Below are 22,346 nucleotides of genomic sequence, written 5' to 3' on the forward strand. Positions count from 1 at the left end.
GCAAGCCGGGCGAGATATTTTTCCATCCTGCGCGCATTCGCGCGCTGCATAATTCCTTAATCGACATCGATTTACAGAATTATGCAGCAATTCAAAGTGTTACAGCATCCTTTGTGCATCTGAGAGGACGCGCGGCGCTGTAAGCAAGCCGCGCCGGTCACCCGCCGGCGGCAAGCCTGACCGGTTCTCCGGCGAGGTTGCGATAGGCCGCCCCCGGATGCGGCGCGACGAGCCGCGGCCCCGCTCCCCCGAGCTTTTCCCGCAACGTTCCCTTGGCGTAGTCGGTCTTGTAGACGCCGCGCTTTTGCAGTTCCGGGACCAGCAAATCGACGGCATCCTCGAAGCTCTCGGGCGTCACGGCATAGGCAAGGTTGAAGCCGTCGACATCGGTATCCTCGATCCATTCCTGCATCAGATCGGCGACCGTTTGCGGCGAGCCGACGAAAACAGGGCCGAAACCGCCGATGCCGACCCAATCGGCCATTTCGCGCACCGTCCATTCCTTGGTGGGATCGATGGTGGTGAAGGTTTCGACGGCCGATTGCACCGCATTGGTATGGCGGTGCCGCAGCACTTCGTCCGGCCCGAACTGGCCGAAATCGATGCCGGTCCAGCCGGAGATCAGTGTCAGCGCACCCTCGAAGGAGGCGTATTTGCGGTATTCGTTGAACTTCCGCTGCGCTTCCGCATCCGTTTCGCCGAGGATCACGGTCTGCAGGTTGAAGGCAAGGATTTCGCGCGGGTTGCGGCCGACGCGTTCGGCCGCCTCGCGGACATTGGCGACGTAACGCTTCAGCACTGCCTTCGACGGGGAGGCGACAAAAATGCATTCGGCATGGGCGCCGGCGAAATCCTTGCCGCGGCTGGAGGCGCCGGCCTGGTAGAGCACTGGCGTGCGCTGCGGCGAGGGTTCGCTCAAGTGAATGCCGGGCACGTTGAAATGCTTGCCGGAATGGCGGATCGGGTGGACCTTGTCAGGATGGGTGAAGATACCGCTTTCCCGGTCGCGGACGACGGCGCCGTCCTCCCAGCTTCCCTCCCAGAGCTTGTAGCAGACCTCGAGATATTCCTCGGCAAGATCGTAGCGGTCATCATGCTTCGTCTGCGCCGGCTGGCCGATATTGAGCGCGCCGCTGTTGAGGTAAGAGGTGACGATATTCCAGCCGACACGGCCCTTGGTCAGATGGTCGAGCGTCGATATGCGGCGGGCGAAGGTGTAGGGGTGCTCGAAGGAGAGCGACGCAGTCAGGCCGAAGCCGAGGTGCTCGGTTTCGTAGGCCATGGTGGGGATCAGTTGCAGCGGATCGTTGACCGGCACCTGCGCCGAATGGCGAAGGGCAGCATCGACATTGCCGTTCAGCACATCGTAGACGCCGAGCACGTCGGCGATAAACAGCCCATCGAACTTGCCGCGCTCCAGCGTCTTTGCCAGATGCACCCAGTAGTCGAGATCCTTGTAGGTCCAGGACTTGTCACGCGGATGGCGCCAGAGCCCCGGCGACTGGTGTCCGACGCAATTCATGTCGAAGGCGTTCAGCCTGATTTCGCGGGTCATGTCTTTCTTCCTTGGAATTAGGGATTGCTGCGGCCGAGGCCGTAGGTCAGCGCCAACGCGCCGACGAGCACGGCGCCCTTGACGAAATCCTGGGTGTAATAAGGGGCGTTCAGCATGGTGAGGCCGTTCAGCAGCACGCCGACGAAGACCGCGCCGGCAATGGTGCCAAGCACGTTTGGGCGGCGCAGGTTGAAGACGGCAAAGCCGATCAGTGCGGCGGCGACCGAATCCATCAGCAGCGAGCCGCCGGACGAGATATCACCACGCCCGACGCGGGCGGCGATGACAATGCCACCGAGCGATGCCAGCGTGCCCGATAGGACATAGGCGAGCGTCTTCAGCCGCACCGTCGAGGCGCCGGCAAGCCGGGTCGCGACCTCGTTGCCGCCGGTCGCAAACAACAGCCGGCCGATGCGGGTGCGTTCGGTGAGGATGAAGAGTGCGATGGCGACCACCGCCATCAGCACCACCGAAACGGGCAGGGTGCCGAGGATGCTGTAGCGGCCGATCAGCAGGAAGGCCGGATCGTAGGCGCCGGTCGCCTTCGACCCGTCGGGTAGAGTGAGGCCGGCCGAAATCGACCGGCCGGCGGTCGGGATCAACTGCAGGCCGGAAAGCAGAAACATCATCGCCAGCGTCGCCAAGAGATCCGGCACCTTCAGGCGGACGATGAGGAAGGCGTTGACGAGGCCGACCAGAGCGCCAAAGGCGAGCACCAGCGGCACCGTCGCATAGGCATCAAGGCCCCAGACGATCATCGCATAGCTGGCCGCCATCACGCTGGATGCGGCGACCGCGCCGATCGACAGATCGAAACCGCCGACGGCCAGCGTGACGGTGACGCCGGCGCCGAGAATGGCGACGACGGACACCGCCTGCAAGATGCTCATCAGATTGGCGATATTGATGAAGGCGGGTTGGGCAATGGTGAAGCCGACGATGAGCAGCGCCAGCAGGATGAACACCGCGCCCGCCCGGAGAAATGCCCCGAGAGACGCAAGACCGCTGCTATGGGCCCGCGGCGATGCCTTCGGCCCGGCGCTTGCCTGTGGAAGAGTGTCGTCTTCGATCGTCGTCATGCGGATATTCCCTGGATGGCAGAGGAAAGAGCGGCCCCGTCTGCCGCAGGCCTCAACACGTGGCGGTCGATGACGAGGATGCGGTCGGCCACCTCATAGGCCTCCTCCGGGTCGGAGGTCGCGATCAGCGTCGCCCGGTCGGTGCGGGCGCGGATTGCCCGGATGATGTCATGCCGGGCGCCGACGTCGACACCTTGGAAGGGTTCGTCGAGCAGCAGCAGCCGGCTCGGTTCCGCCTCCCAGCGGGCAATCACCGCCTTCTGCTGGTTGCCGCCGGACAGCGACCAGACCGAGGCGAGCGGACCCGCGGCCTTGATGCCGAGACGGGCGATTGCCTGTTCGGCCTCGCGTCGTTCACGGCCGCCGACGAGGAAGCCGCTCGGATACCATTTGCCAAGATGCGGCAGGCTGATCGTCGCCGACAGCGAATGGCCCGGCCATGCCGGCGGCATCAGCGAGGAGCGATGACGGTCTTCGGCGGCCATGGCGACACCCGCCGCGATTGCATCAGCCGGGCTTTTCGGCCGGTACGGCCGGCCATCGAGGAACATTGTGCCGCCGGCAAGCGCCGTCACGCCGAAGATCGCCTGGAGCAGCCGGCTCTTGCCGGCGCCGAGCACACCGGTCACCGCCACCACCTCACCCTCATGCAATGACAGATTGAAGGAGGTGGCCCCAGAGAGCAGTCTGATATCGCGCATCTCGAAAATCGCCGGACCGGTCGCAGGCCGCGCATCCGGCCGAGCCGCCTCCAGTCTGCGGCCGATCATCGTCTCGATGGCGCTCGAAAAATCGATCGGCCGCGAGAAAGTGCCGACGACGCGGCCGCCGCGCATGACGAGCGCGCGGTCGGCGATGGCTTCGAGATCGGCGGTACGATGCGAGATATAGAGGATCGCCAGTCCGCGCTTGCGAAGCCTAAGCAGAATATCGAAGAGGCGCCGGCTTTCCTCTCCGGAAAGGCTTGCCGTCGGCTCGTCGAGAATGAGAAGATCGGCGCGGTTGGCAAGCGCCCGGGCGATCGCCACCAGCTGCCGATCGGCGCTGGTGAGTTCACCGAAATCACGGTCCAGCGGCAGACTGAAGCCGGCGGCATCGAGCATGGACTGCGCGGCACGGCGGATGCCGGCACGCGAGACGAAGAAGGGCGTGCTGCGATCGGCGAACCGGTTGAGCAGCAGCGCATCGGCAACCGTCAGGCCGGCGGCGCCGACCAGGTCTGTCGACTGATGCACCGTCACGACGCCAGCCTTCGCCGCTTCGGCCGGGCTGCGCGGCGCAAAGGGGCGGCCACCAAGGCTGACCGTCCCGCCATCGGCCGGAAGCACGCCGGAAAGGATCTTCACCAGCGTCGATTTGCCCGCACCGTTTGCACCCATCAGCGCCACGATCTCACCGCGCTCCATCGAAAGATCAGCGCCGGCAAGCGCCCGCGTCGACCCGAAACTGCGGGTGATGTTTTCAATGTGAAGAAGCGGCATCAATAGTGTCCGGGGCTGCATTCGAAGCCGGAGTGTGCCCTGTCCGGGCGGTTGAACTCCAGGCACGCCTTTCCCTTGCGAACTGCTCTCGGGAAACAAAGAATCTCCCGCAGCCCGTAAAATCGGATCATTTACTCTACTAAAAACATAGAGATTATATCTAAATAATCCGACGCGTCGCGAGGGCTGTCAGACCTGTCAGACGACGCTTTCGTTTGCTAGAAGGAACGCGACGATGAAATCCCTCGCACGGCTCGCACGGTCTGCCGCCGTCATTCCGTTCATTTTCATTCAAGCCGCAAAAGCCGACGGCCTGTCCGGCGCTCCGGCCCCCTTCGATAAGGGCGGCGTCAAGGTGGCTCTGATCAGCTACATCTCGGCCGGCGATTTCTTCCAGGCCTACCAGGCCGGTGCGGAAGCCCAGGCCAAGGCGCTGGATATCGACCTGCGCGTCTTCCCCGGACGGCAGGACGCCGCCGAGCAGCGCGAGCAGATCCTGCAGGCGATCAATCTCGGCGTCTCCGGCATCGTCATCGACCACGGCCTGCCGGAATCGCTCGGCGACGTCGTGCAGCAGGCGCTCGACAAGGGCATTAAGGTCGTGGCCTTCGACGTCAACCTCAACAATCCCAAAATCCCACAGGTGGAGCAGAGCGATCACGAGCTCGCCTCGCTTGCGCTCGAACAGGTGGTGAAGGACAACGGCAAAGACTTCAACGCCGGTTATGTCTATGTCGCGGGCTTTGCGCCGCTCGACCGCCGCAACGAGGTCTGGGACAAGTTCAAGTCGGAGAATAAGGGCGTGGTCGAAAAGGCCCGTTTCGGCAATGTCAGCGACACGACGGCGACCTCGACCGCCGACCAGGCGAAGGCCGCGCTCACCGCCAATCCCGATATATCGGTTGTTTTTGCCCCCTATGACGAATTCGCCCGCGGTGTGAAGCTCGCCGCCAACGACCTCGGCATAGCAAAGAAGCTGAAGATCTATTCGGCCGACGTCTCGACGGCCGATATCCAGGAAATTACCGAGGAAGGCAGCCCCTGGGTCGCGACCGTCGCAACCAATCCTGCCGTCGTCGGCGCCGTTTCCATCCGCGCCGCCGCCCTTGAAATCGCCGGCCAGACGGTTCCCCATCAGATTACCGTGAAGCCGACGCTTCTGACGCAGGAGAGCTTGCGCGCGGCCGGTGTTAAGACGATCGAGGAACTGGCTGCGAAGATCCCGGCCTTCAGCACGAGCGACGCGGCGACCGCGAGCTGGATTCCGGACAAGCTTTTCTGAGGAGGTCACCCTCGATCCTTCCGGCGGGAGCGTCAAGCTCCCGCCGGAGCCCCTTTTTGGAGAATTGGAGTTTCGCTCATGAGCCAGTCCAATGTCGTTTTCGCGGCCAGCCGCAACCCAACGCGAGAAGACCTCTTTGCCCGTGCGGAGGAAATCTCGGCTGACCTTTCCAGGCGCGCCGCAGACCTCGAACGCGAAGGCCGCCCGCCGCTTGCCGAAATCATCAAGTTGAAAAATGCCGGGCTGCTCAATGCGCTGCATCCCACGCAAATCGGCGGCGGTGGCCTCGATTGGGTCGACGGGCTGAGGCTGGTGCGCATCCTCGCCCGTGGCGAGAGCTCGATCGGCCAGCTGCTCGGCTACCACTATGTCAACAGCCAGTACATCTATTGGGCCCTCGATGCCGCACGCGCCCATGCGCTGGGCAGCGATACGGTCGCCAGGAACCTCTATTGGGGTGCAGCCGTCAATCCGCGCGACCCCGGGCTGGTGCTCACCCGTCGCGGCAACGGTTATGTATTGAACGGACGCAAGTCCTTCTCCACGGCGGCGCGGGTCTCCGACTATATCAATGCCAATGCGACGCTCGACGACAAGATCGCCGGCTTCGCCGTGCCGACCAATCGCCCCGGCTATGTCGCCAATGACGACTGGGACAATATCGGCCAGCGCCTCTCCGACAGCGGCAGCGTCGAGTTCCGCGACTTCCCCGTCTACGAGGAGGATTTCGTCGGCGCGCCGGCCGCACCTGATGTGGCGCCGCCGGTGCTGTCGACCTTCAACACGCCGTTCATCCAGCTGGTCTTCGTCAATTTCTATCTCGGTACCGCCGAAGGCGCTCTGCAGGCGGCCGTCGATTACGTCAGAACCACCACCCGGCCGTGGATCACCTCCGGTGTCGAGCGGGCGGCGGATGATCCATATATCCTCGAACGCGTCGGCGAATTCACCGCCGCGCTGAAGGCCTCGGCGGCCCTTGCCGACAGCGCGGCATCAGCCGTGCAGGCGGGCCTTGCCCGCGGCCGCGACGTGACGGCGCGCGAGCGCGGCGAGGCGGCGGCGGAAGCCTATGCCGCCAAGGTCCACGCCACCCATGTCTCGCTCGACATTACCTCGCGCGTCTTCGAACTGACGGGTGCACGCTCGACGGCCGACAAATACCGCTTCGACCGCTTCTGGCGCAATGTCCGTACGCACACGCTGCACGATCCGGTTTTCTACAAGGCGAAGGAAGTTGGCGAATTCGTGCTGAACGACAGGATACCGGAGGTCAGCCTCTACAGCTGAGGCGACCGACATTCACAAAAGCAAAACCCCACCGCCGGCGCCGGCGGTGGGGTTTTCGTTTGGAAGAGAGGGAGATCTCAGAGCGCGCCGTTCTTCGGCGGCGTCACACCGTTCAGATGGTAGTTGCCGACGACGTGGTATTTCCAGCGCACCGGATCGTGCAGCGTATGGGTGCGGGCATTGCGCCAGTGGCGGTCGAGGTTGAGGCCGGCCTGCACCGACGAGGTCCCGGCAAGCTCGAAGAGCGTGTTTGAGGCCTCGATCGCCACTTCGGTGGTCAGCACCTTGGCGGCGGCAACCGCAAGCGTCGCCGCGACCACCTTTTCCTCCGTCGTCTCGACCTGCGCGGCATCGACCTTGTGGCCGGCGCGCTCCACGAGAGCCGTTGCGGCTTCCAGCCGGATGGCGATCTGGCCGACCTTGGCGATCGTCAGTGGATCGTCTGAGGCACGGTCAAGGCCGCTATCCATCCAGGGGCGCGATTTCGTCCTGATGAAATCAAGCGTTTCGGCAAAGGCCGCCCGCGCGATGCCGAGATCGACACCGGCATGGATGATCTGGCCGACCGAGCCGATCGTCGTCGGCCGCTCGAAACCCTTGTGATGGAAGACCACGGAATCGGCGCTGACATAGACATTGTCGAGGATCGTCGTACCGCTGCCGGTGGTGCGCTGGCCGAAGCCGTCCCAGTCGTCGACGATCTCGACGCCTTCGGTGCCCTTCGGCACGAAGGCCATGGTCAGCCGATCCTCCGGATCGAGCGCAAAGATGGTGATCCAGTCGGCGAAGAGGACGCCAGTCGAATAGAATTTGCGGCCATTGATCCGGTAACCCGGCCCGTCGCGGGTGATGCGCGTATTGTAGTGGCCGACCGTCTTCGTGCCGCGCTCGGAAAGCGCATTGCCGAAACGATCGCCGGCCAGCACCCGGCCGAAGAAATAACGCTGCTGCTCCTCGCCACCGTCGGTTCTGAGCGCCTCGAGAATATAGAAATGGTTCTGCGGGATCTGGCCGATCGAACCATCCGCCTCGGACAGGATCGCGGTGATCTCGGCAAGCACGGCGTTGGAGACGTCGAGCCCGCCATATTGCGCTGGCACGGTGATCGCCAGAAGACCGGACTGGGCGAGAAGATCCAGTTCGGTAAACGGCAGGATCCGGTCGGCGTCGCGCTCGGCTGCGCGTGCGGCAAATTGCGCCGCCAGTCTGCGGGCGGTGGCGATCGCCTCATCATCGCTGCCGATACGGTCGGCCACGGGCCGGATCTGATCTGCTTGCCTCAGCACGGTGTTCATCGATGTCTCCAATTCTGACGAGCCTATCGGTGAAAGAAATTAAGCGTCGAGATAAGAGCACAAATTCTATAGATGCGATGGAAAATGAAAAGTGTTTGCTTATCAGGCTTAGACCGCCGCGATTAGTGTTGCGGTCCGGCACTCGTGCGACGCGGTTGCCTGGGAAGCGATAAAAATCCTGCCCAGAACTGGCGCTTTCGGTCTCGATTTGACGACGGCGACCTCCTACGTAACCGATGTCAGGTGCGTCACCGCGCCGGTCAGAAAGAACGCCCAATGCGGGGCAGGGCGACGCCTTGCCCGATCCATGAGGAAATTCATGACCCGTTCACGGCAGTTGCGCCTCGGCGCCTTCATGCGTCCTGTCAGCCTGCATACCGGCGCCTGGCGCTATCCCGGTTCTTATCCCGACGCCAATTTCAATTTCGCCCATCTGAAATCCTTCGCGCAGGCGCTGGAGCGGGCAAAATTCGACGCCTTCTTCATGGCCGATCACCTCGCCGTGCTCAACATGCCGGTCGAGGCGCTGAGGCGCAGCCACACCGTGACCTCTTTCGAGCCCTTCACATTGCTATCAGCGCTGGCAGCGGTGACGGAGCGCATCGGCCTTGTCGCCACCGCTTCCACCACCTTCGACGAGCCCTATCACATCGCCCGGCGTTTCGCCTCGCTCGACCATATCAGCGGCGGCCGCGCCGGCTGGAACATCGTCACGACGTCGAACCCTGATGCCGCGCTCAATTTCGGCCTCGACGAACATGTGGAGCATGGCGAGCGGTATCATCGCGCCCGGGAATTCTACGACGTGGTAACCGGGCTCTGGGACAGCTTCGCCGACGATGCCTTCATCCGTGACCGGGAAAGTGGCCTGTTCTTCGATCCGGCAAAGATGCATGTGCTGAACCACAAGGGTGACGAACTCACCGTGCGTGGGCCGCTCAATATCGCCCGACCGCCGCAGGGTTGGCCCGTCATCGTCCAGGCCGGCCAGTCGGACCCTGGCCGCCAGCTTGCCGCTGAGACCGCCGAGATGGTCTTCTGTTCGCCGCGCGATCTGGCCGCCGGCAAGGCGCTTTATGCCGATATCAAAGGTCGCATGGAAGTCATCGGCCGCAAACGCGACCATCTGAAGATTCTGCCCGCCGCCTTCGTCCTCGTCGGCGACAGCATCGAGGAGGCCCGCGCCAAACGCGCCACGCTCGACAGCTTGGTGCATTACGACAGCGCCATCGCCTCGCTTTCGATCGCGCTCGGCCATGACGCTTCGGGCTTCGATCCCGACGCACCGTTGCCGGCCGATATTCCCGATACCAATGCCAGCAAGACCGGCCGCGCCCAGGTGCTGAAGCTTGCGGCGGAGGAAAATCTGACGGTGCGTCAGTTGGCGCAACGTTATGGTGGCTATGCCGGCCTTGCCTTCGTCGGCACGCCGGCAAGTATCGCCGACGACATGGAGCGCTGGCTGGACGAAGAGGGTTCGGATGGTTTCAACGTCGTCTTTCCCTATTTGCCGCAGGGTCTCCTCGACGTCACCGAACGGTTGGTTCCCGAGCTTCAGCGCCGCGGCCTGTTCCGCAGCGAATACGAAGGCACGACGCTGCGCGAGCATCTCGGATTGCCGCGGCCGGAGAACCGGTTCTTTGCATCAGGTACATGAAGGGGCCTCGCTTCTGCTTTCCGGAAGCAAGCCGATAGCGCTCAGGCTATGACCTCAACCCGAAACGCGTCGCTTTCGCCCGCCATCAGTTCGAGCGGCCAGATAATATTCCGCCCGCCACCTGGATAAAACTCTCGATAGACCGGCATGTTGGCGAGAAGCATCCGGCCGAGTTCGACGCCGAGATCGTAGAGCGACATGCGAAAGCAGCTGAGCGAGGGCTGCAGGAACCGTGCGCGCGGAGCGTCGCGGAAGCCGATCACCGCAAGGTCGCGGCCGGGCATGACGCCCGATTCCATCAGGCAGCGATAAAGGCCGATCGCCATCAGCTCGTAGATCAGGATCACCGCCGTCGGCCGTTCTTCGAGCAGCAGCAACTCGTGAGCCGCCTGATAGCCGCCCTGTTCACTCGACTTGACGCGGATGACGAGCGAGGGGTCGAAGGGAATATCGTGCCGCTCAAGCGCGCGGCGATAGCTTTCGATAAAGAGATAGCCGAGGTTGGCCTCGCTCGACGGCGCGGTGATCGCGATCCGGCGATGTCCCTGCGCGATCAACCGTTCGACGGCATGGTCGGCCACGCCCTCGAAATCGAGATCGATCCAGGGAAAATTGCTGGCCGAAAGGCTGCGGCCGAGCGCGACGAAGGGGATCTTCGCCCGCGACAGAAAGTCGATGCGCCGATCGACGCGCTGGGTGTTCGAGATGAACATCGCATCGACGATGCGCCGCGCCACCATCCGCTTCAGATATTCGTGCGGGTCCTCGTCGCTCGGGCAGGGCAGCATGATGAGGTCGAGCTTGTGGCGGGCAAAGACGCTCTGCAGGCCGCTGGTGACGCCGAGGAAGAAGTTGTCGGCGTTCTCGACCGTTTCCTTGCTGGATTCGATCATCAGCCCGATGACCTTCGTCTCCCCCTGCCTCAGGCTCCGCCCAGACTGGTTGGCGACGTAGCCGAGTTCGTCGGCCGCGGCCAGCACCCGCCGGCGGGTTTCCTCATTGACGTCGGGCTTGCCGTTCAGCGCGCGGGACACCGTGCCGATCGAGATGTCCAGGTATTCGGCAAGCTGGCGAATCCCCTTCATCGACTGCGATTTTCCTTCAGTCTGCAATTTCGCATTCCGCCTCTATTGACACGGTAAAATGTTTCCGCATACAGTCGTAAACGTTTACGGAGTGCGTGTCACGAGGAGTTGGCGCCATTCCCTCGGAGGAAATCGTGAAATTCAGTGCCATTCTGTGCGGGTGCGGAGCTATGTCCAAAGGTTGGTTGCGAGCCATCGCTTCCAACCCTCTGCTGGCCGACTCCATCACCATCGTCGGCCTTGTCGACCTGAACCGGGAGACGGCGGAAAAGCTTGCCGCGGAGTTCGGCCTCGATGGCGCCGTCATCGGTTCGGATCTGTCCGACGTCATCACGGCCACGAAGGCCGACCTGGTCTTCGACATCGTCATTCCGGCTGCGCGCTACGACGTCGTTTCGACCGCACTCAAGGCCGGCTGCCATGTGCTCAGCGAAAAGCCGATGGCGGCCTCGCTTGCCGAGGGCGCTGCGCTGGTCAATCTTGCCGCCGAGACCGGCCGCATCCACGCGGTCATCCAGAACCGTCGCTTCATATCAGGCGTCAGGCGCCTGCGTCGCTTCGTCGACAGCGGCGCGATCGGCGAACTCACCGGCATCCATTGCGACTTCTTCCTGGCGCCGCATTTCGGCGGCTTCCGCGAAGAGATGGACAACGTCCTGCTTCTCGACATGGCGATCCACACCTTCGATGCGGCGCGCTACGTCGCCGACAGGAAGCCGCTCGCCGTCTATTGCGTCGAGCGCAATCCAAAGGGCTCATGGTACCGGCATGGCGCCTCAGCCAACGCCATCTTCGAATTTTCCGACGACATCGTCTTCACCTACCGCGGCTCCTGGTGCGCCGAGGGCGAGCGCACCAGCTGGGAAACCCAGTGGCGCCTCGTCGGCTCGAAGGGAATGCTCACCTGGGATGGCGAAGAGAGTTTCAAGGCGACCATCGCCGGCGAAGAGCCCGGCCTTCTACGCGGCTTCGCTGCCGTAAACGTTCCCGGTCCGGAACATGACGAGGAAACCCATGGCCACGCCAGCGTCATCGCCGACTTCATCGCGGCGATCGGCACCGGCACACAGCCCGAGACGGTCAATTCCGACAATATCAGAAGCCTTGCCATGGTCTTCGGCGCAATCGAAAGCGCCAAGACGGGCAGGCGCGTCGAAATTTCAGCATAGGATGAAGTGACGTGAGCAACCCTGCAAAATCCATTCGTATCGGCACCATGGTCAGCGGCAACAAGGGCGATGCCGCAACCCGCATCGGCGAGATCGCCGACATGGGCTTCGAAAGCTTCGAGCCCTTCTTCTGGCAGACGACCAAAGGCCAGGATCTTGCCGAACTCGGCAAGCGCTGCCTCGATGCGATCGGCGATCGCGACATCACCATCTCGACGCTCGGCATGTTCGGCAATCCGCTGGAAGAGACCGCAATCGACCTCGAGACATTGCAGGGCTGGAAGCACTGCATCGACAATGCCCATCACTTCGGCGCCACCTGCGTTGCCGGTTTCACCGGCCGCATCCGCGGCAAGCCGCTGACCGACAGCCTGCCTCGCTACAAGCAGATCTGGAGCGAGCTTGCCAAGCGCGCAGCCGACAAGGGCGTCAAGATCGCTTTCGAGAATTGCGCCATGGACGGCAACTGGGCGACCGGCGACTGGAACATCGCACATAATCCGGATGCCTGGGAACTGATCTTCAACGAGACGCCGGATGACAATATCGGGCTGGAGTGGGAACCGTGCCATCAGATGGTCTATCTGATCGACCCTTTGCCGCAGATCCGCAAATGGGCGCACAAGTTCTTCCATGTCCACGGCAAGGACGCGACCATTCGCTGGGAGGTCATCAAGGAACACGGCATCTTCGGCAAGGAGAAGTTCGTCTTCATGCGCACGCCGGGCTTCGGCGACAGCAACTGGACCGACATCATTTCCGAGCTGCGCCTTGCCGGCTGGTCCGGCTCGATCGACATCGAAGGCTGGCACGACCCCGTCTATCGCGACGAACTCGAAATGACTGGCCAGGTCCACGGGCTCAACTATCTAAGGAAATGCCGGGGCGGAGATTTCATTGTTGATCCCTGATCAACCGCCTAAGGTGGGCGCCGCCGGGCTGGGAGGCCCGAGGGGGCGCCATGACTGACTAACTTGGTCTTTTCGCGGCGCAGCCGCTTTTTTGGGAGGAAAGCATGAAAAGAATTGCAAGACTTGCGCTAGCACTCGGTACGGCGATGCTGATGACATCGGTCGGCCATGCCGAACAGAAGACCTTCAAGATCTGGTGGTTCGAGGAGCCGACCACGGCTCAGGGCATTGTCTGGAAGAAAGCGCTCGAGGAGTTCAAGGCGAAACATCCGGACATCAACGTCAGCTTCGAGCAGAAGACCTTTCAGCAGTTGCAGGCCTCAGGCGGCATGATCCTCAATTCCGACCAGGCCCCCGACGTGCTCGAGTACAACAAGGGCAATGCGACCGCTGGCTTGGTTGCAAGCCAGGGATTACTGACCAATCTGGATGACTATGTGAAGAAGGAAGGTTGGGACAAGATCCTTAACGAAGGCGATTTTGTCCTTAGCCGTTATGACGAAAAGGGCATCTATGGCTCCGGCCCTGTTTGGGGCGTATCGGTCTTCGGCGAATATGTTTCGTGCTTCTACAATATTGACATGTTCGAAAAGGCAGGCCTCAAGCCGCCGACGACGCTCGAAGAGTGGGTCGCTGACATGGAAGCATTCAAGCAGAAGGGTCTCACGCCCCTCGCGCTCGGCGCCATCGACACCAGTGGCCAGCACTTGCTAGCCTCTCTCGCCTATACCAAGGCCGATGACGCCTGGGTCCAGAATTATCAGGGTTTGAAGGCTCCCCTCGACGGCGCGCCCTACCTCTATGCGGCGCAGACATTGCTCGACTGGGTCACAAAGGGCTATATCAACAAGGACTCCACGGGCATGAAGGACCCGGATGCGGCTCTGCTCTTCACCTCCGGCAAGGCGCCGATGTACGTCTCGGGCACTTGGAATCTCGGTACCTTCGCCTCGACCATCAAGGACTTCAAGTGGGGTCAGTTCGTCATTCCGACGCCGAAATATTCGGTCGGCTCGACAGGCAATCTCTGGGTCGTTCCCAAGGGTAGCAAGAATCCCGATCTCGCCGCCGAGTGGATCAGCCTGACCTTGTCGCCGAAATACCAAGCTGAACTCGGCAATGCCGGCGGCGTGCCGATCGCCGCTGATCTTTCCGTCATCACCAACCCCATTGGTAAGAACGCCGCAGCGGTTTTCAAGCAGATCTCTGACAAAAGCGGCCTCGGTTTCTATCCTGACTGGCCGGTTCCCGGCTACTACGACGTGCTCAACCAGAAAGACACCGGTCTTTTCCAGGGCAGTCTGACTGCGGAGCAGTTCGTCGAACAGATCAAGCAGGTTTACGACGACACGCAGGAAAATCAGTAGCGCGACCTTGAACGATGGGCTGCGCCGAAGGCGCAGCCCATCATGGGAGGCTGAAGGAAGAATGATATGGCCATATCCAGCCAGCGATCGAGCGACAGTTCACGAGGCTATAGCCTCTATCTCATTCCGGGGACGATCGGCTTCATTCTAATCGTACTCATTCCGCAGCTTGCTAATCTCGGGCTGAGCTTCACGGCATGGAAAGGCGTCGGCACGCCACGACCGGTCGGCCTGCAGAACTATCATCGCCTGCTGACGGATGATCAATTCTGGGGATCGATGTATCACACGCTGCTGTTCATCGTTTCGATGACCGTGATACCGGTGTGCATCGGCCTAGTGCTGGCCGCTCTGCTGTTCGACTATGTCAGGGACGAATTCGGGGAATGGGTCTCGAGCTTTTTCAGGGCCGGTTTTTACTTACCGCAGATTCTTCCCGTAACGGTCGCGGGCGTCCTCTGGGGCTGGATTCTCAATCCCGTAGGTGTCATCAACACCACGCTAAAGGCCATCGGCCTTGAAAATCTCGCACAGAACTGGATCGGTGATGCGACATACGCGCTTGCTGCCGTCTCGCTCGTCATTGTCTGGATACAGGTCGGCTACTGTCTGGTGGTTTTCATGGCCGGTCTTTCGCGCATCGACCCTTCTCTCTACGAGGCTGCCGAGCTCGATGGGGCAAACTGGTGGAGCCGGCTGGTGACGATCACCATTCCACTCCTGGCGCCGGAGATTTTCGTCGTTGTGCTGACCACGCTGATCGCGGCGCTTAAAGTCTTTGCGCCAATCTTTGTCATCACCGCCGGCGGCCCCGACAATGCCACGCTCGTACCATCCTATCTGACTTACTACCACTTCTTCACCACACAGCGCGTCGGCTATGCCGCAGCCATCGCGGTCGTGCAAACGACTCTGACGATCGCTTTGGCGGTCATTTTCCTACGCTTCCAGAGCCAGCAGGAGTCGAAGGAGTAGATCATGGCTTACTCAGTTCTCAGCGATGGTACGACCAAGGCAAAGGCGACGGCGGCAGCCGATCGCGCGCGACGCGATCCGATGCGGTGGGTGGTGCTGGCTATCCTTATTCTACTCCTCGCCTTTACGCTCTTTCCCTTTTTCCTTGCTCTGCTCAACGCCGTCAAGGCGAGCGCCGAATACGCGATCGGCGGACCGCTATCGATTCCCCGGTCGATCGATCTCACGGCGATCGAGAAATTTTGGACGGTGTCTGATTTCAGCCGCAAGCTGCTCAACAGCGTGGTGATCAGTCTCGCTGTGTCGGTGTTGGGGGTACTGATAAGCCTGTTCAACGCCTATGCGATTGGGGTCGGCAAGGTGCCGGGTTCGCGCGTGATTTTGGTGGTCTTTCTTCTGGGCATTATGGTGCCGCAGGAGTCAATCATTTACCCACTATACTACATGGCGAAAGCGAGCGGTCTCTACGATACGCAGCTTTCCGTGATCATCATTTTCGCGGTCCTGCAAAGCGCTTTCGGGACTTACCTGCTCTCGACCGTGCTGAGTACCTTTCCCAAGGAAATCCTCGAAGCGGCCGAGATGGATGGTTCGACCCACTGGAAAACGCTGTGGTTCGTCGTTGTCCCAGTACTGCGGCCGACACTCATGGTCCTGGGAACCTTCTTTTTCATTTGGACTTGGAACGAATTCTTGATCCCGCTCGTCATGCTGGTGTCCAACAACAACCAGACGGTCTCGGTCGCCATGGGCCTCACCCGCGGTCAGAATATGTCGGACCCGGTGCTGCAGGCCTCGGCGGCTTTCCTGGGTATAATACCGACCGTGATCTTCTTCTTGATCTTCCAACGCACACTAACGCGCGGCATCGCCGCTGGGGCAGTCAAATGACGACGTTTTTCACCCTTGGCCATCTCATCGGTCCCGGTTGGGGACCAGCAAGGTTTTCGGTATGAGCCAGGACATCCAGATTGAACTCTTGGGCATCGAGAAGCACTACGGCGCCTTTCACGCGCTTAAGAATGTCAACCTTTCAATTCCCAAGGGCACGTTCGTCGCGCTGGTCGGCCCGTCCGGATGCGGCAAGTCCACGTTGCTCCGCTCGCTTGCCGGGCTGGAAAAAATTACCGGCGGCACGCTGAAGATTGCCGGCGAGGTGATGAACGATGTGCCGCCGCGGGCGCGCAATATCGCCATGGTTTTTCAGAGTTACGCCCTATATCCGCATATGACGGTGGAACAGAACCTGACCTATTCGCTGAAAATGCACGGCGTCCCCAAGGCTGAGGCAAAGCAGAAAGCCGAGGAAGTCGCTGTCATCACCGGTCTTTCCCGGCTGCTCGACCGTTATCCGCGCCAGCTTTCGGGAGGCCAACGGCAGCGTGTAGCCATGGGCCGCGCCATTATCCGCAACCCCCAGGCCTTCTTGTTCGACGAGCCGCTTTCCAACCTTGATGCAGCGCTACGTGTCTCGATGCGCAAGGAAATCCGCGCCCTGCACGACCGGCTGGGCGCCACCTCGGTATATGTTACCCATGACCAGATCGAAGCGATGACGATGGCCGACCATGTGGTGGTGATGCGCGACGGCATCATCGAACAGCAGGGGGCGCCGCTCGACCTCTACGACCGGCCGGCGAACCGGTTCGTCGCCGGTTTCATTGGCTCGCCGGCGATGAATTTCATTCCCGCGATTGCCGCGGAAGGCGGCAAGAGTCTGATCCTGGACTTCGGCCCGGTGAAGCAGACGCTTGCGATATCACGCGCCATCGAGCCCGGACGTAAGCTCATCGCCGGCATCCGGCCGGAACATATCGGCGTCGTGGAGCCCGGACATGGCAGCTTCGATGTGCCGATCGCCTTCGTCGAATCGACCGGCTCCTCGACCTTCATCGTCGCGGAGACCCAGCCGGAACTGACGATCGTCGAGACGCGCCGCGACAGGGTCAAGGCAGGAGACATGATCGGACTTTCGGTCGATCCGGACCAGATCCATCTCTTCGACGCGTCGACGGACCACGTCATATAAAGGCAGCAGCCTGTCGGCTTGGAATTGTCATAAAATCGAACCGGGTAACGCCGTCGAGCCAGATCTCGAAAGCATCACCGGCGACTGGCTGCGCGACAAGCTCGACCCGACGATCGCCTGAGGGCCTGTCCGGTCGAGCTTTGATCGAATCACAAGAAAAACAAATCCCGCACGATCAACGCTGTTGACAACGGCGAGCAATCGATATTGTCTTGTAAAGCGCTTTACTAAACCGCTTTACAATAGGTCCAGCCAATGGCCAAGGGAACGACACCAAGCTTGAAGGATGTTGCGGCGGCCGCTGGCGTGTCGGTCGCCACCGTGTCGCGTTTCGTCAACGGCAGTCTCGATCTTCCCTTTCAGACCAAGAAGCGCATCGAGGATGCGATCAAGACGCTGAACTACCGGCCGAACCCGCATGCGCGACGGTTAAGCAGGGGGCGGTCGGACACGATCGGCCTCGTCGTGCCCGATATCGCCAATCCCTTCTTCGCGACCCTCGTCGCCGCCGTGGAGCAGGCGGCCGATGAAAAAAAGCTCGCGGTCTCATTGCACGCCACCCTAAACCGGCCGGGGCGCGAGATCGAATATCTGCAGTTGATCGAGCGCAATCACGTAGACGGCCTGATCTTCGTCACCAATCACCCCGATGACGGCGCGCTTGCCACGCTGATCAACGGCAGCGGCAAGGTCATTATTGTTGACGAGGACATTCCCGATTCGAAGGCGCCGAAGCTGTTCTGCGACAACGAGCAGGGCGGTTATCTCGCCGGCCGGCACCTGGCCGAGCAGGGCCATCGGCATGTCCTGTTCATCGGCGGCGACGAGCGTATGATCAGCGCCCGCAGGCGCTATGACGGCCTGCTGAAGGCGCTCAGGGAACAACATGGCGACGAGGCCCGGGCCGATCGTTATGCCGGCGAATATACCATCGAATACGGCCGTGCGGCTGCGCTCGACTATCTCTCCGGCGACCGAAAGGCGACGGCGATCTTCGCCAGCTCCGACGAGATCGCCATCGGGCTGGTCGAGGTCTTCAGAAGCCGAGGCGTCTCGATCCCCGATGACATCTCGGTTATCGGCTTCGACGATGTCGGTCCGCTTCATCTTTTTGCACCGCCGCTGACGGCCATCCGCCAGCCGGTGCGTCAGATCGGAAGGCGGTCGCTTGAGCTGCTTCTGGAAACCAATTGGCACGAGTGGAAACCATCCGCCTCGGAAGAACTCCTGCCTGTCGAAATCGTGGTGCGGAACTCCGTTGCGCCGCCTGCGAAATAATAATCAGCAACGTCAAAAAACCAAAAGAGGATGAGAACATGACACTGAATTTGACAAGACGAACGATGATCGCCGCCGCCGGCTTTACGGCATTGACCTTCATCGGCCTGTCCGGCGCCGCGGCGCAGGAAAAGAAGACTGTCGCGCTAGTCCAGATCAACCAGCAGGCGCTTTTCTTCAATCAGATGAATGAGGGCGCCCAGAAGGCGGCCGATGCCGCCGGCGTCAAACTGGTGATCTTCAACGCTAACAACGAGACGACCGCGCAGAACAGCGCGATCGAAACCTACGTCCAGGAAAAGGTCTCCGGTCTTGCCGTCGTGGCGATCGACGTCAACGGCATCATGCCGGCGGTCAAGCAGGCGGCCGATGCCGGCATTCCTGTCGTCGCCATCGACGCCATCCTGCCTGATGGCCCACAGAAGGCGCAGATCGGCGTGGACAATGCCGCGGCCGGCGCCGATATGGGCAAATACTTCCTCGACTACGTCAAGGCGAACATGGGCGGCAAGGCCAAGCTTGGCGTCGTCGGCGCGCTGAATTCGTTCATCCAGAACATCCGCCAGGAGGGCTTCGAGAAGACCCTGAAAGGCGTCGACGGCATTGAAATAGCCGGCGTCGTCGATGGCCAGAACATCCAGGACAACGCTCTTGCGGCGGCTGAAAACCTGATCACCGCCAATCCTGATCTGACCGCGATCTACGCCACCGGCGAGCCAGCCCTGATGGGGGCGATCGCCGCTGTCCAGAGCCAAGGCAAGCAGGATAAGATCAAGGTGTTCGGCTGGGATCTGACTGCCGAAGCCATTGCCGGCATCGATGCCGGCTTCGTCGTCGCCGTCGTCCAGCAGGATCCGGCTGCAATGGGCGGTGCCGCCGTCGACGCGCTCGTCAAGGCCTCGGCCGGCGAAGCCGTCACCAAGACGATCTCGGTGCCGATCACCATCGTCACCAAGGAGAATGTCGAGCCGTACCGGGCCGTCTTCAAATGATCGAAAGCGGACAGCGTGACATCGCTGCCGCCGGTTCCGGAGGGGTCGCACCCTCCGGAACCGGAACATCCGGCGGCACCCGATCCGACCCGCGCATCTCGCTGCGCGGTATCCGGAAGTCGTTCGGCTCGCACCAGGCCCTGCGCGGCGTCGATCTCGACATCTTCCCCGGCGAATGCCTGGGCCTTGTCGGCGATAACGCCGCCGGCAAATCGACGCTGACGAAAATCATCTCGGGAACCTACATTCCCGATGCCGGCACCATCACCATGGAAGGCGAAGAGGTTCGCTTCTCCGGCCCCGCGGATGCGCGTGGTAGAAACATCGAAATGGTGTTCCAGGATCTCAGCCTCTGCGACCATATCGATGTCGTCGGCAATCTCTTCCTCGGTCGCGAACTCAGCCGCGGGCCATTTCTCGACACCAGGACGATGCTGTCTGAAGCTCGCAAGATGCTGGATTCGCTTGAAATCCGCATCCCGAGACTGACCGGCAAGGTCGCCCAGCTCTCCGGCGGGCAGCGTCAGGCGATCGCCATTGCACGCGCCGCTTCCTTCAAGCCGAAGGTGCTGATCATGGACGAGCCGACGTCAGCACTTGCCGTCGCCGAGGTCGAGGCGGTTCTGGCCCTGATCAACCGCGTCAAGGCGAACGGGGTCTCGGTGATCCTCATTACCCACCGGCTGCAGGATCTCTTCCGGGTCTGCGACCGCATTGCGGTGATGTACGAGGGCACGAAAGTGGCCGAACGGCAGATCGGCAGCACCAACCTCGAGGATCTCGTCCATTTGATCGTCGGTGAAGGAGCCAGGCAATGACGGCTTATACGGAACGCGGCCATGGCTCGCGCATCGCCGATTTCCTCGGCGAACACGCGCAAGTCCTGTCGATCGCCATCTTCTTCCTGGCCTGCATGATCTTCTTCTCGATCGGCAGCGAAACCTTCTTCACGCTTGGCAATATCCTGAACATCGTCCGGCAGGCCGCTCCCATCCTGATCGTTGCCATAGCCATGACCTTCGTCATCATCACCGGCGGCATCGATCTCTCGGTCGGCTCACAGGTCGCGCTCGTCAATGCCGTCGCGGCGATCGTCATGGCGATGGGTGTTCCCTGGCCGTCCGTGGTCATCGGCATGATTGTGCTCGGCGGCTTCATGGGGCTGGTTCAGGGCTGGTTTATCGCCTATCAGGGCATTCCCGCCTTCATCGTCTCGCTTGCCGGCCTCTCGATCCTGCGCGGTCTGGCGCTCTATCTGACCCAGGGCTATTCCATCCCGATCAAGGATGCGCCGGGCTTCTTCGCGCTTGGTCGGGGCGAAATCCTCAGCTTCCCGATCCCTGCGGTCATTGCCGTCGTCATCGCCATTCTCGGTTACGTCGTCATCACCGCGACCAAATATGGCCGGCAGGTCGTGGCGGTCGGCTCCAATGCAGAGGCGGCACGGCGTGTCGGCATGCCTGCCAAATGGATTATCGCATCGGTCTATATCATCTCCGGCATCGCCTGCGCCGTCGCCGGCCTGCTGATTGCCGCTCGTCTCGGCTCCGGCTCGTCCAATGCCGCCGTCGGTTTCGAGCTGCAGGTGATTGCGGCCGTGGTGCTCGGTGGAACGTCGCTGATGGGCGGACGCGGCACCATCCTCGGCACCGTGCTCGGCACGCTGACCATCGCCGTCATCGGCAACGGCCTGATCCTGATGCACATATCGCCTTTCTTCACCCAGATCGTCACCGGTGCCATTATCCTCGTTGCCATCTGGCTGAACACGCGCATCTTCACGGCCAATTTCCATTTCCGGCTGGGCAGGAAAGGATGAAGCGATGAGCGAGCAGACAGCAGAGAGCCTGTCCGAAGCGCATATCCGATCCGGTAAGGTGATGACCGTCACCGGTCCGATTTCGGCGGATGCGCTCGGCGTGACGCTGATGCACGAGCATATCCTCAACGACTGCCGCTGCTGGTGGCATGCGCCGAAGACGCCGGAACGGCAATATCTCGCGGAAAGCTTCGTCTGCATGGAGATCCTCGGCGAACTCAGGCAGGACCCCTTCGTCAACAAGCACAATATCACGCTCGACGACGAACATCTGGCGGTCGCCGAGCTCCAGGATTTCGCCACGGCGGGCGGCCGCACTGTGGTGGAGCCAACCTGCAAGGGCATCGGCCGAAATCCCCTGGCGCTCCAGCGCATCTCGAAAGCATCCGGTCTCAACATCGTGATGGGGGCGGGTTATTACCTCGGCTCCTCACATCCGGACGGCGTCGCGGCAATGAGCGTCGATGACATCGCACGGGAAATTGTCCGCGAGGCGAAGGAAGGCGTCGACGGCACCGGCGTCAGGATCGGCCTGATCGGCGAGATCGGTGTCTCCTCGGATTTCACCGCCGAGGAGGAGAAATCGCTGCGCGGTGCCGCACGCGCGCAGGTGCTGACCGGACTTCCACTGATGGTGCATCTGCCGGGCTGGTTCCGCCTCGGTCACCGCGTGCTCGACGTGGTGGCGGAGGAGGGGGCCGATCTCCGCCACACCGTGCTTTGCCACATGAACCCGTCGCATAACGACATCGCCTATCAAAGCGAGCTGGCCGCGCGCGGCGCCTTCATCGAATACGACATGATCGGCATGGATTTCTTCTATGCCGACCAGCAGGTGCAGTGCCCGAGCGACGAGGAGGCGGCGCGCGCGATCGTGCGTCTCGTCGAGGCCGGCTATCTCGACCGGATTCTCCTGTCGCACGATGTCTTTCTGAAGATGATGCTGACGCGTTACGGCGGCAATGGCTACGCCTATATCCTTCGCCACTTCCTTCCCCGTCTTCAGCGGCACGGCCTCGACAAGACGGTTCTCGACGAAATGATGCGCAGCAATCCGCGCCGCGTCTTTCATGCCGGAGCCTAGC

At 61.6% G+C, this 22,346-nt stretch carries 19 protein-coding genes; 14 read left to right on the forward strand and 5 right to left on the reverse strand.

Annotated elements, in window-relative coordinates; all coding sequences use genetic code 11:
• Positions 1 to 157: 157 nt before the first annotated feature.
• The 3 genes from AC1D2N_RS17465 to AC1D2N_RS17475 are packed head-to-tail and all read right to left on the reverse strand — an operon-like array spanning position 158 to position 4,115.
• Positions 158 to 1,555 carry an LLM class flavin-dependent oxidoreductase gene (locus AC1D2N_RS17465; protein ID WP_130654161.1) on the reverse strand — a complete coding sequence of 466 codons (1,398 nt, stop codon included), beginning with the start codon at positions 1,553 to 1,555 and terminating at the stop codon, positions 158 to 160.
• A 17-nt stretch (positions 1,556 to 1,572) separates the two neighbouring features.
• Complete coding sequence (locus AC1D2N_RS17470; RefSeq protein WP_130654162.1) at positions 1,573 to 2,634, reverse strand: ABC transporter permease; 1,062 nt, start codon at positions 2,632 to 2,634, stop codon at positions 1,573 to 1,575.
• Positions 2,631 to 4,115: a sugar ABC transporter ATP-binding protein gene (locus AC1D2N_RS17475; RefSeq protein ID WP_130654163.1), complete on the reverse strand. Its 1,485-nt coding sequence runs from the start codon at positions 4,113 to 4,115 to the stop codon at positions 2,631 to 2,633. The genes AC1D2N_RS17470 and AC1D2N_RS17475 overlap by 4 nt, the downstream gene beginning before the upstream one ends.
• A 235-nt stretch (positions 4,116 to 4,350) precedes the next feature.
• Here AC1D2N_RS17475 and AC1D2N_RS17480 point away from each other — a divergent pair, with 235 nt between their 5' ends.
• On the forward strand, positions 4,351 to 5,397 hold the full coding sequence (locus tag AC1D2N_RS17480; protein ID WP_130654164.1) for a substrate-binding domain-containing protein: 1,047 nt from the start codon (positions 4,351 to 4,353) through the stop codon (positions 5,395 to 5,397).
• A gap of 78 nt (positions 5,398 to 5,475) precedes the next feature.
• Positions 5,476 to 6,684 carry an acyl-CoA dehydrogenase family protein gene (locus AC1D2N_RS17485; protein WP_130654165.1) on the forward strand — a complete coding sequence of 403 codons (1,209 nt, stop codon included), beginning with the start codon at positions 5,476 to 5,478 and terminating at the stop codon, positions 6,682 to 6,684.
• A gap of 77 nt (positions 6,685 to 6,761) precedes the next feature.
• On the opposite strand, the gene AC1D2N_RS17490 is transcribed toward AC1D2N_RS17485, so the two are convergent.
• Positions 6,762 to 7,979, reverse strand: coding sequence for an SfnB family sulfur acquisition oxidoreductase (locus AC1D2N_RS17490; protein ID WP_130654166.1), 1,218 nt, complete (start codon positions 7,977 to 7,979; stop codon positions 6,762 to 6,764).
• 319 nt (positions 7,980 to 8,298) lie between these two features.
• Here AC1D2N_RS17490 and AC1D2N_RS17495 point away from each other — a divergent pair, with 319 nt between their 5' ends.
• Positions 8,299 to 9,636 (forward strand): LLM class flavin-dependent oxidoreductase, encoded by a 1,338-nt coding sequence (locus AC1D2N_RS17495; protein ID WP_130654167.1) that lies wholly within the window; start codon positions 8,299 to 8,301, stop codon positions 9,634 to 9,636.
• A gap of 41 nt (positions 9,637 to 9,677) precedes the next feature.
• On the opposite strand, the gene AC1D2N_RS17500 is transcribed toward AC1D2N_RS17495, so the two are convergent.
• On the reverse strand, positions 9,678 to 10,721 hold the full coding sequence (locus AC1D2N_RS17500; protein ID WP_130654168.1) for a substrate-binding domain-containing protein: 1,044 nt from the start codon (positions 10,719 to 10,721) through the stop codon (positions 9,678 to 9,680).
• 134 nt (positions 10,722 to 10,855) lie between these two features.
• Between AC1D2N_RS17500 and AC1D2N_RS17505 the strand changes: the two genes are divergently transcribed.
• The 11 genes from AC1D2N_RS17505 to AC1D2N_RS17555 all read left to right on the forward strand — a co-directional run bounded on the left by AC1D2N_RS17505 (position 10,856) and on the right by AC1D2N_RS17555 (position 22,345).
• A complete protein-coding gene (locus AC1D2N_RS17505) occupies positions 10,856 to 11,890 on the forward strand; it encodes a Gfo/Idh/MocA family protein (protein WP_130654169.1) in 1,035 nt (344 codons plus the stop codon).
• An 11-nt stretch (positions 11,891 to 11,901) separates the two neighbouring features.
• Positions 11,902 to 12,801 carry a sugar phosphate isomerase/epimerase family protein gene (locus tag AC1D2N_RS17510; RefSeq protein ID WP_130654170.1) on the forward strand — a complete coding sequence of 300 codons (900 nt, stop codon included), beginning with the start codon at positions 11,902 to 11,904 and terminating at the stop codon, positions 12,799 to 12,801.
• A 104-nt stretch (positions 12,802 to 12,905) separates the two neighbouring features.
• Positions 12,906 to 14,168 carry an ABC transporter substrate-binding protein gene (locus tag AC1D2N_RS17515; RefSeq protein ID WP_130654171.1) on the forward strand — a complete coding sequence of 421 codons (1,263 nt, stop codon included), beginning with the start codon at positions 12,906 to 12,908 and terminating at the stop codon, positions 14,166 to 14,168.
• Positions 14,169 to 14,234: 66 nt separating this feature from the next.
• Positions 14,235 to 15,143: a carbohydrate ABC transporter permease gene (locus tag AC1D2N_RS17520; RefSeq protein WP_130654172.1), complete on the forward strand. Its 909-nt coding sequence runs from the start codon at positions 14,235 to 14,237 to the stop codon at positions 15,141 to 15,143.
• Positions 15,144 to 15,146: 3 nt separating this feature from the next.
• Entirely contained in the window at positions 15,147 to 16,034 is an 888-nt protein-coding gene (locus AC1D2N_RS17525; protein ID WP_130654173.1) for a carbohydrate ABC transporter permease, read from the forward strand.
• Between the two features lie 61 nt (positions 16,035 to 16,095).
• Entirely contained in the window at positions 16,096 to 17,172 is a 1,077-nt protein-coding gene (locus tag AC1D2N_RS17530) for an ABC transporter ATP-binding protein (RefSeq protein ID WP_130654174.1), read from the forward strand.
• A 255-nt stretch (positions 17,173 to 17,427) separates the two neighbouring features.
• Positions 17,428 to 18,450, forward strand: coding sequence for a LacI family DNA-binding transcriptional regulator (locus tag AC1D2N_RS17535; RefSeq protein ID WP_130654175.1), 1,023 nt, complete (start codon positions 17,428 to 17,430; stop codon positions 18,448 to 18,450).
• Positions 18,451 to 18,488: 38 nt separating this feature from the next.
• Entirely contained in the window at positions 18,489 to 19,442 is a 954-nt protein-coding gene (locus tag AC1D2N_RS17540; RefSeq protein ID WP_130654176.1) for an ABC transporter substrate-binding protein, read from the forward strand.
• Complete coding sequence (locus AC1D2N_RS17545) at positions 19,439 to 20,260, forward strand: ATP-binding cassette domain-containing protein (protein WP_018246974.1); 822 nt, start codon at positions 19,439 to 19,441, stop codon at positions 20,258 to 20,260. Before AC1D2N_RS17540 ends, AC1D2N_RS17545 begins: the two co-directional genes overlap by 4 nt.
• Positions 20,257 to 21,261 carry an ABC transporter permease gene (locus tag AC1D2N_RS17550; protein ID WP_130654177.1) on the forward strand — a complete coding sequence of 335 codons (1,005 nt, stop codon included), beginning with the start codon at positions 20,257 to 20,259 and terminating at the stop codon, positions 21,259 to 21,261. Before AC1D2N_RS17545 ends, AC1D2N_RS17550 begins: the two co-directional genes overlap by 4 nt.
• A 4-nt stretch (positions 21,262 to 21,265) precedes the next feature.
• Positions 21,266 to 22,345: a phosphotriesterase family protein gene (locus AC1D2N_RS17555; protein ID WP_130654178.1), complete on the forward strand. Its 1,080-nt coding sequence runs from the start codon at positions 21,266 to 21,268 to the stop codon at positions 22,343 to 22,345.
• Position 22,346 lies beyond the last annotated feature (1 nt).

The organism is Rhizobium sp. P1_B8 (genome assembly GCF_056406515.1).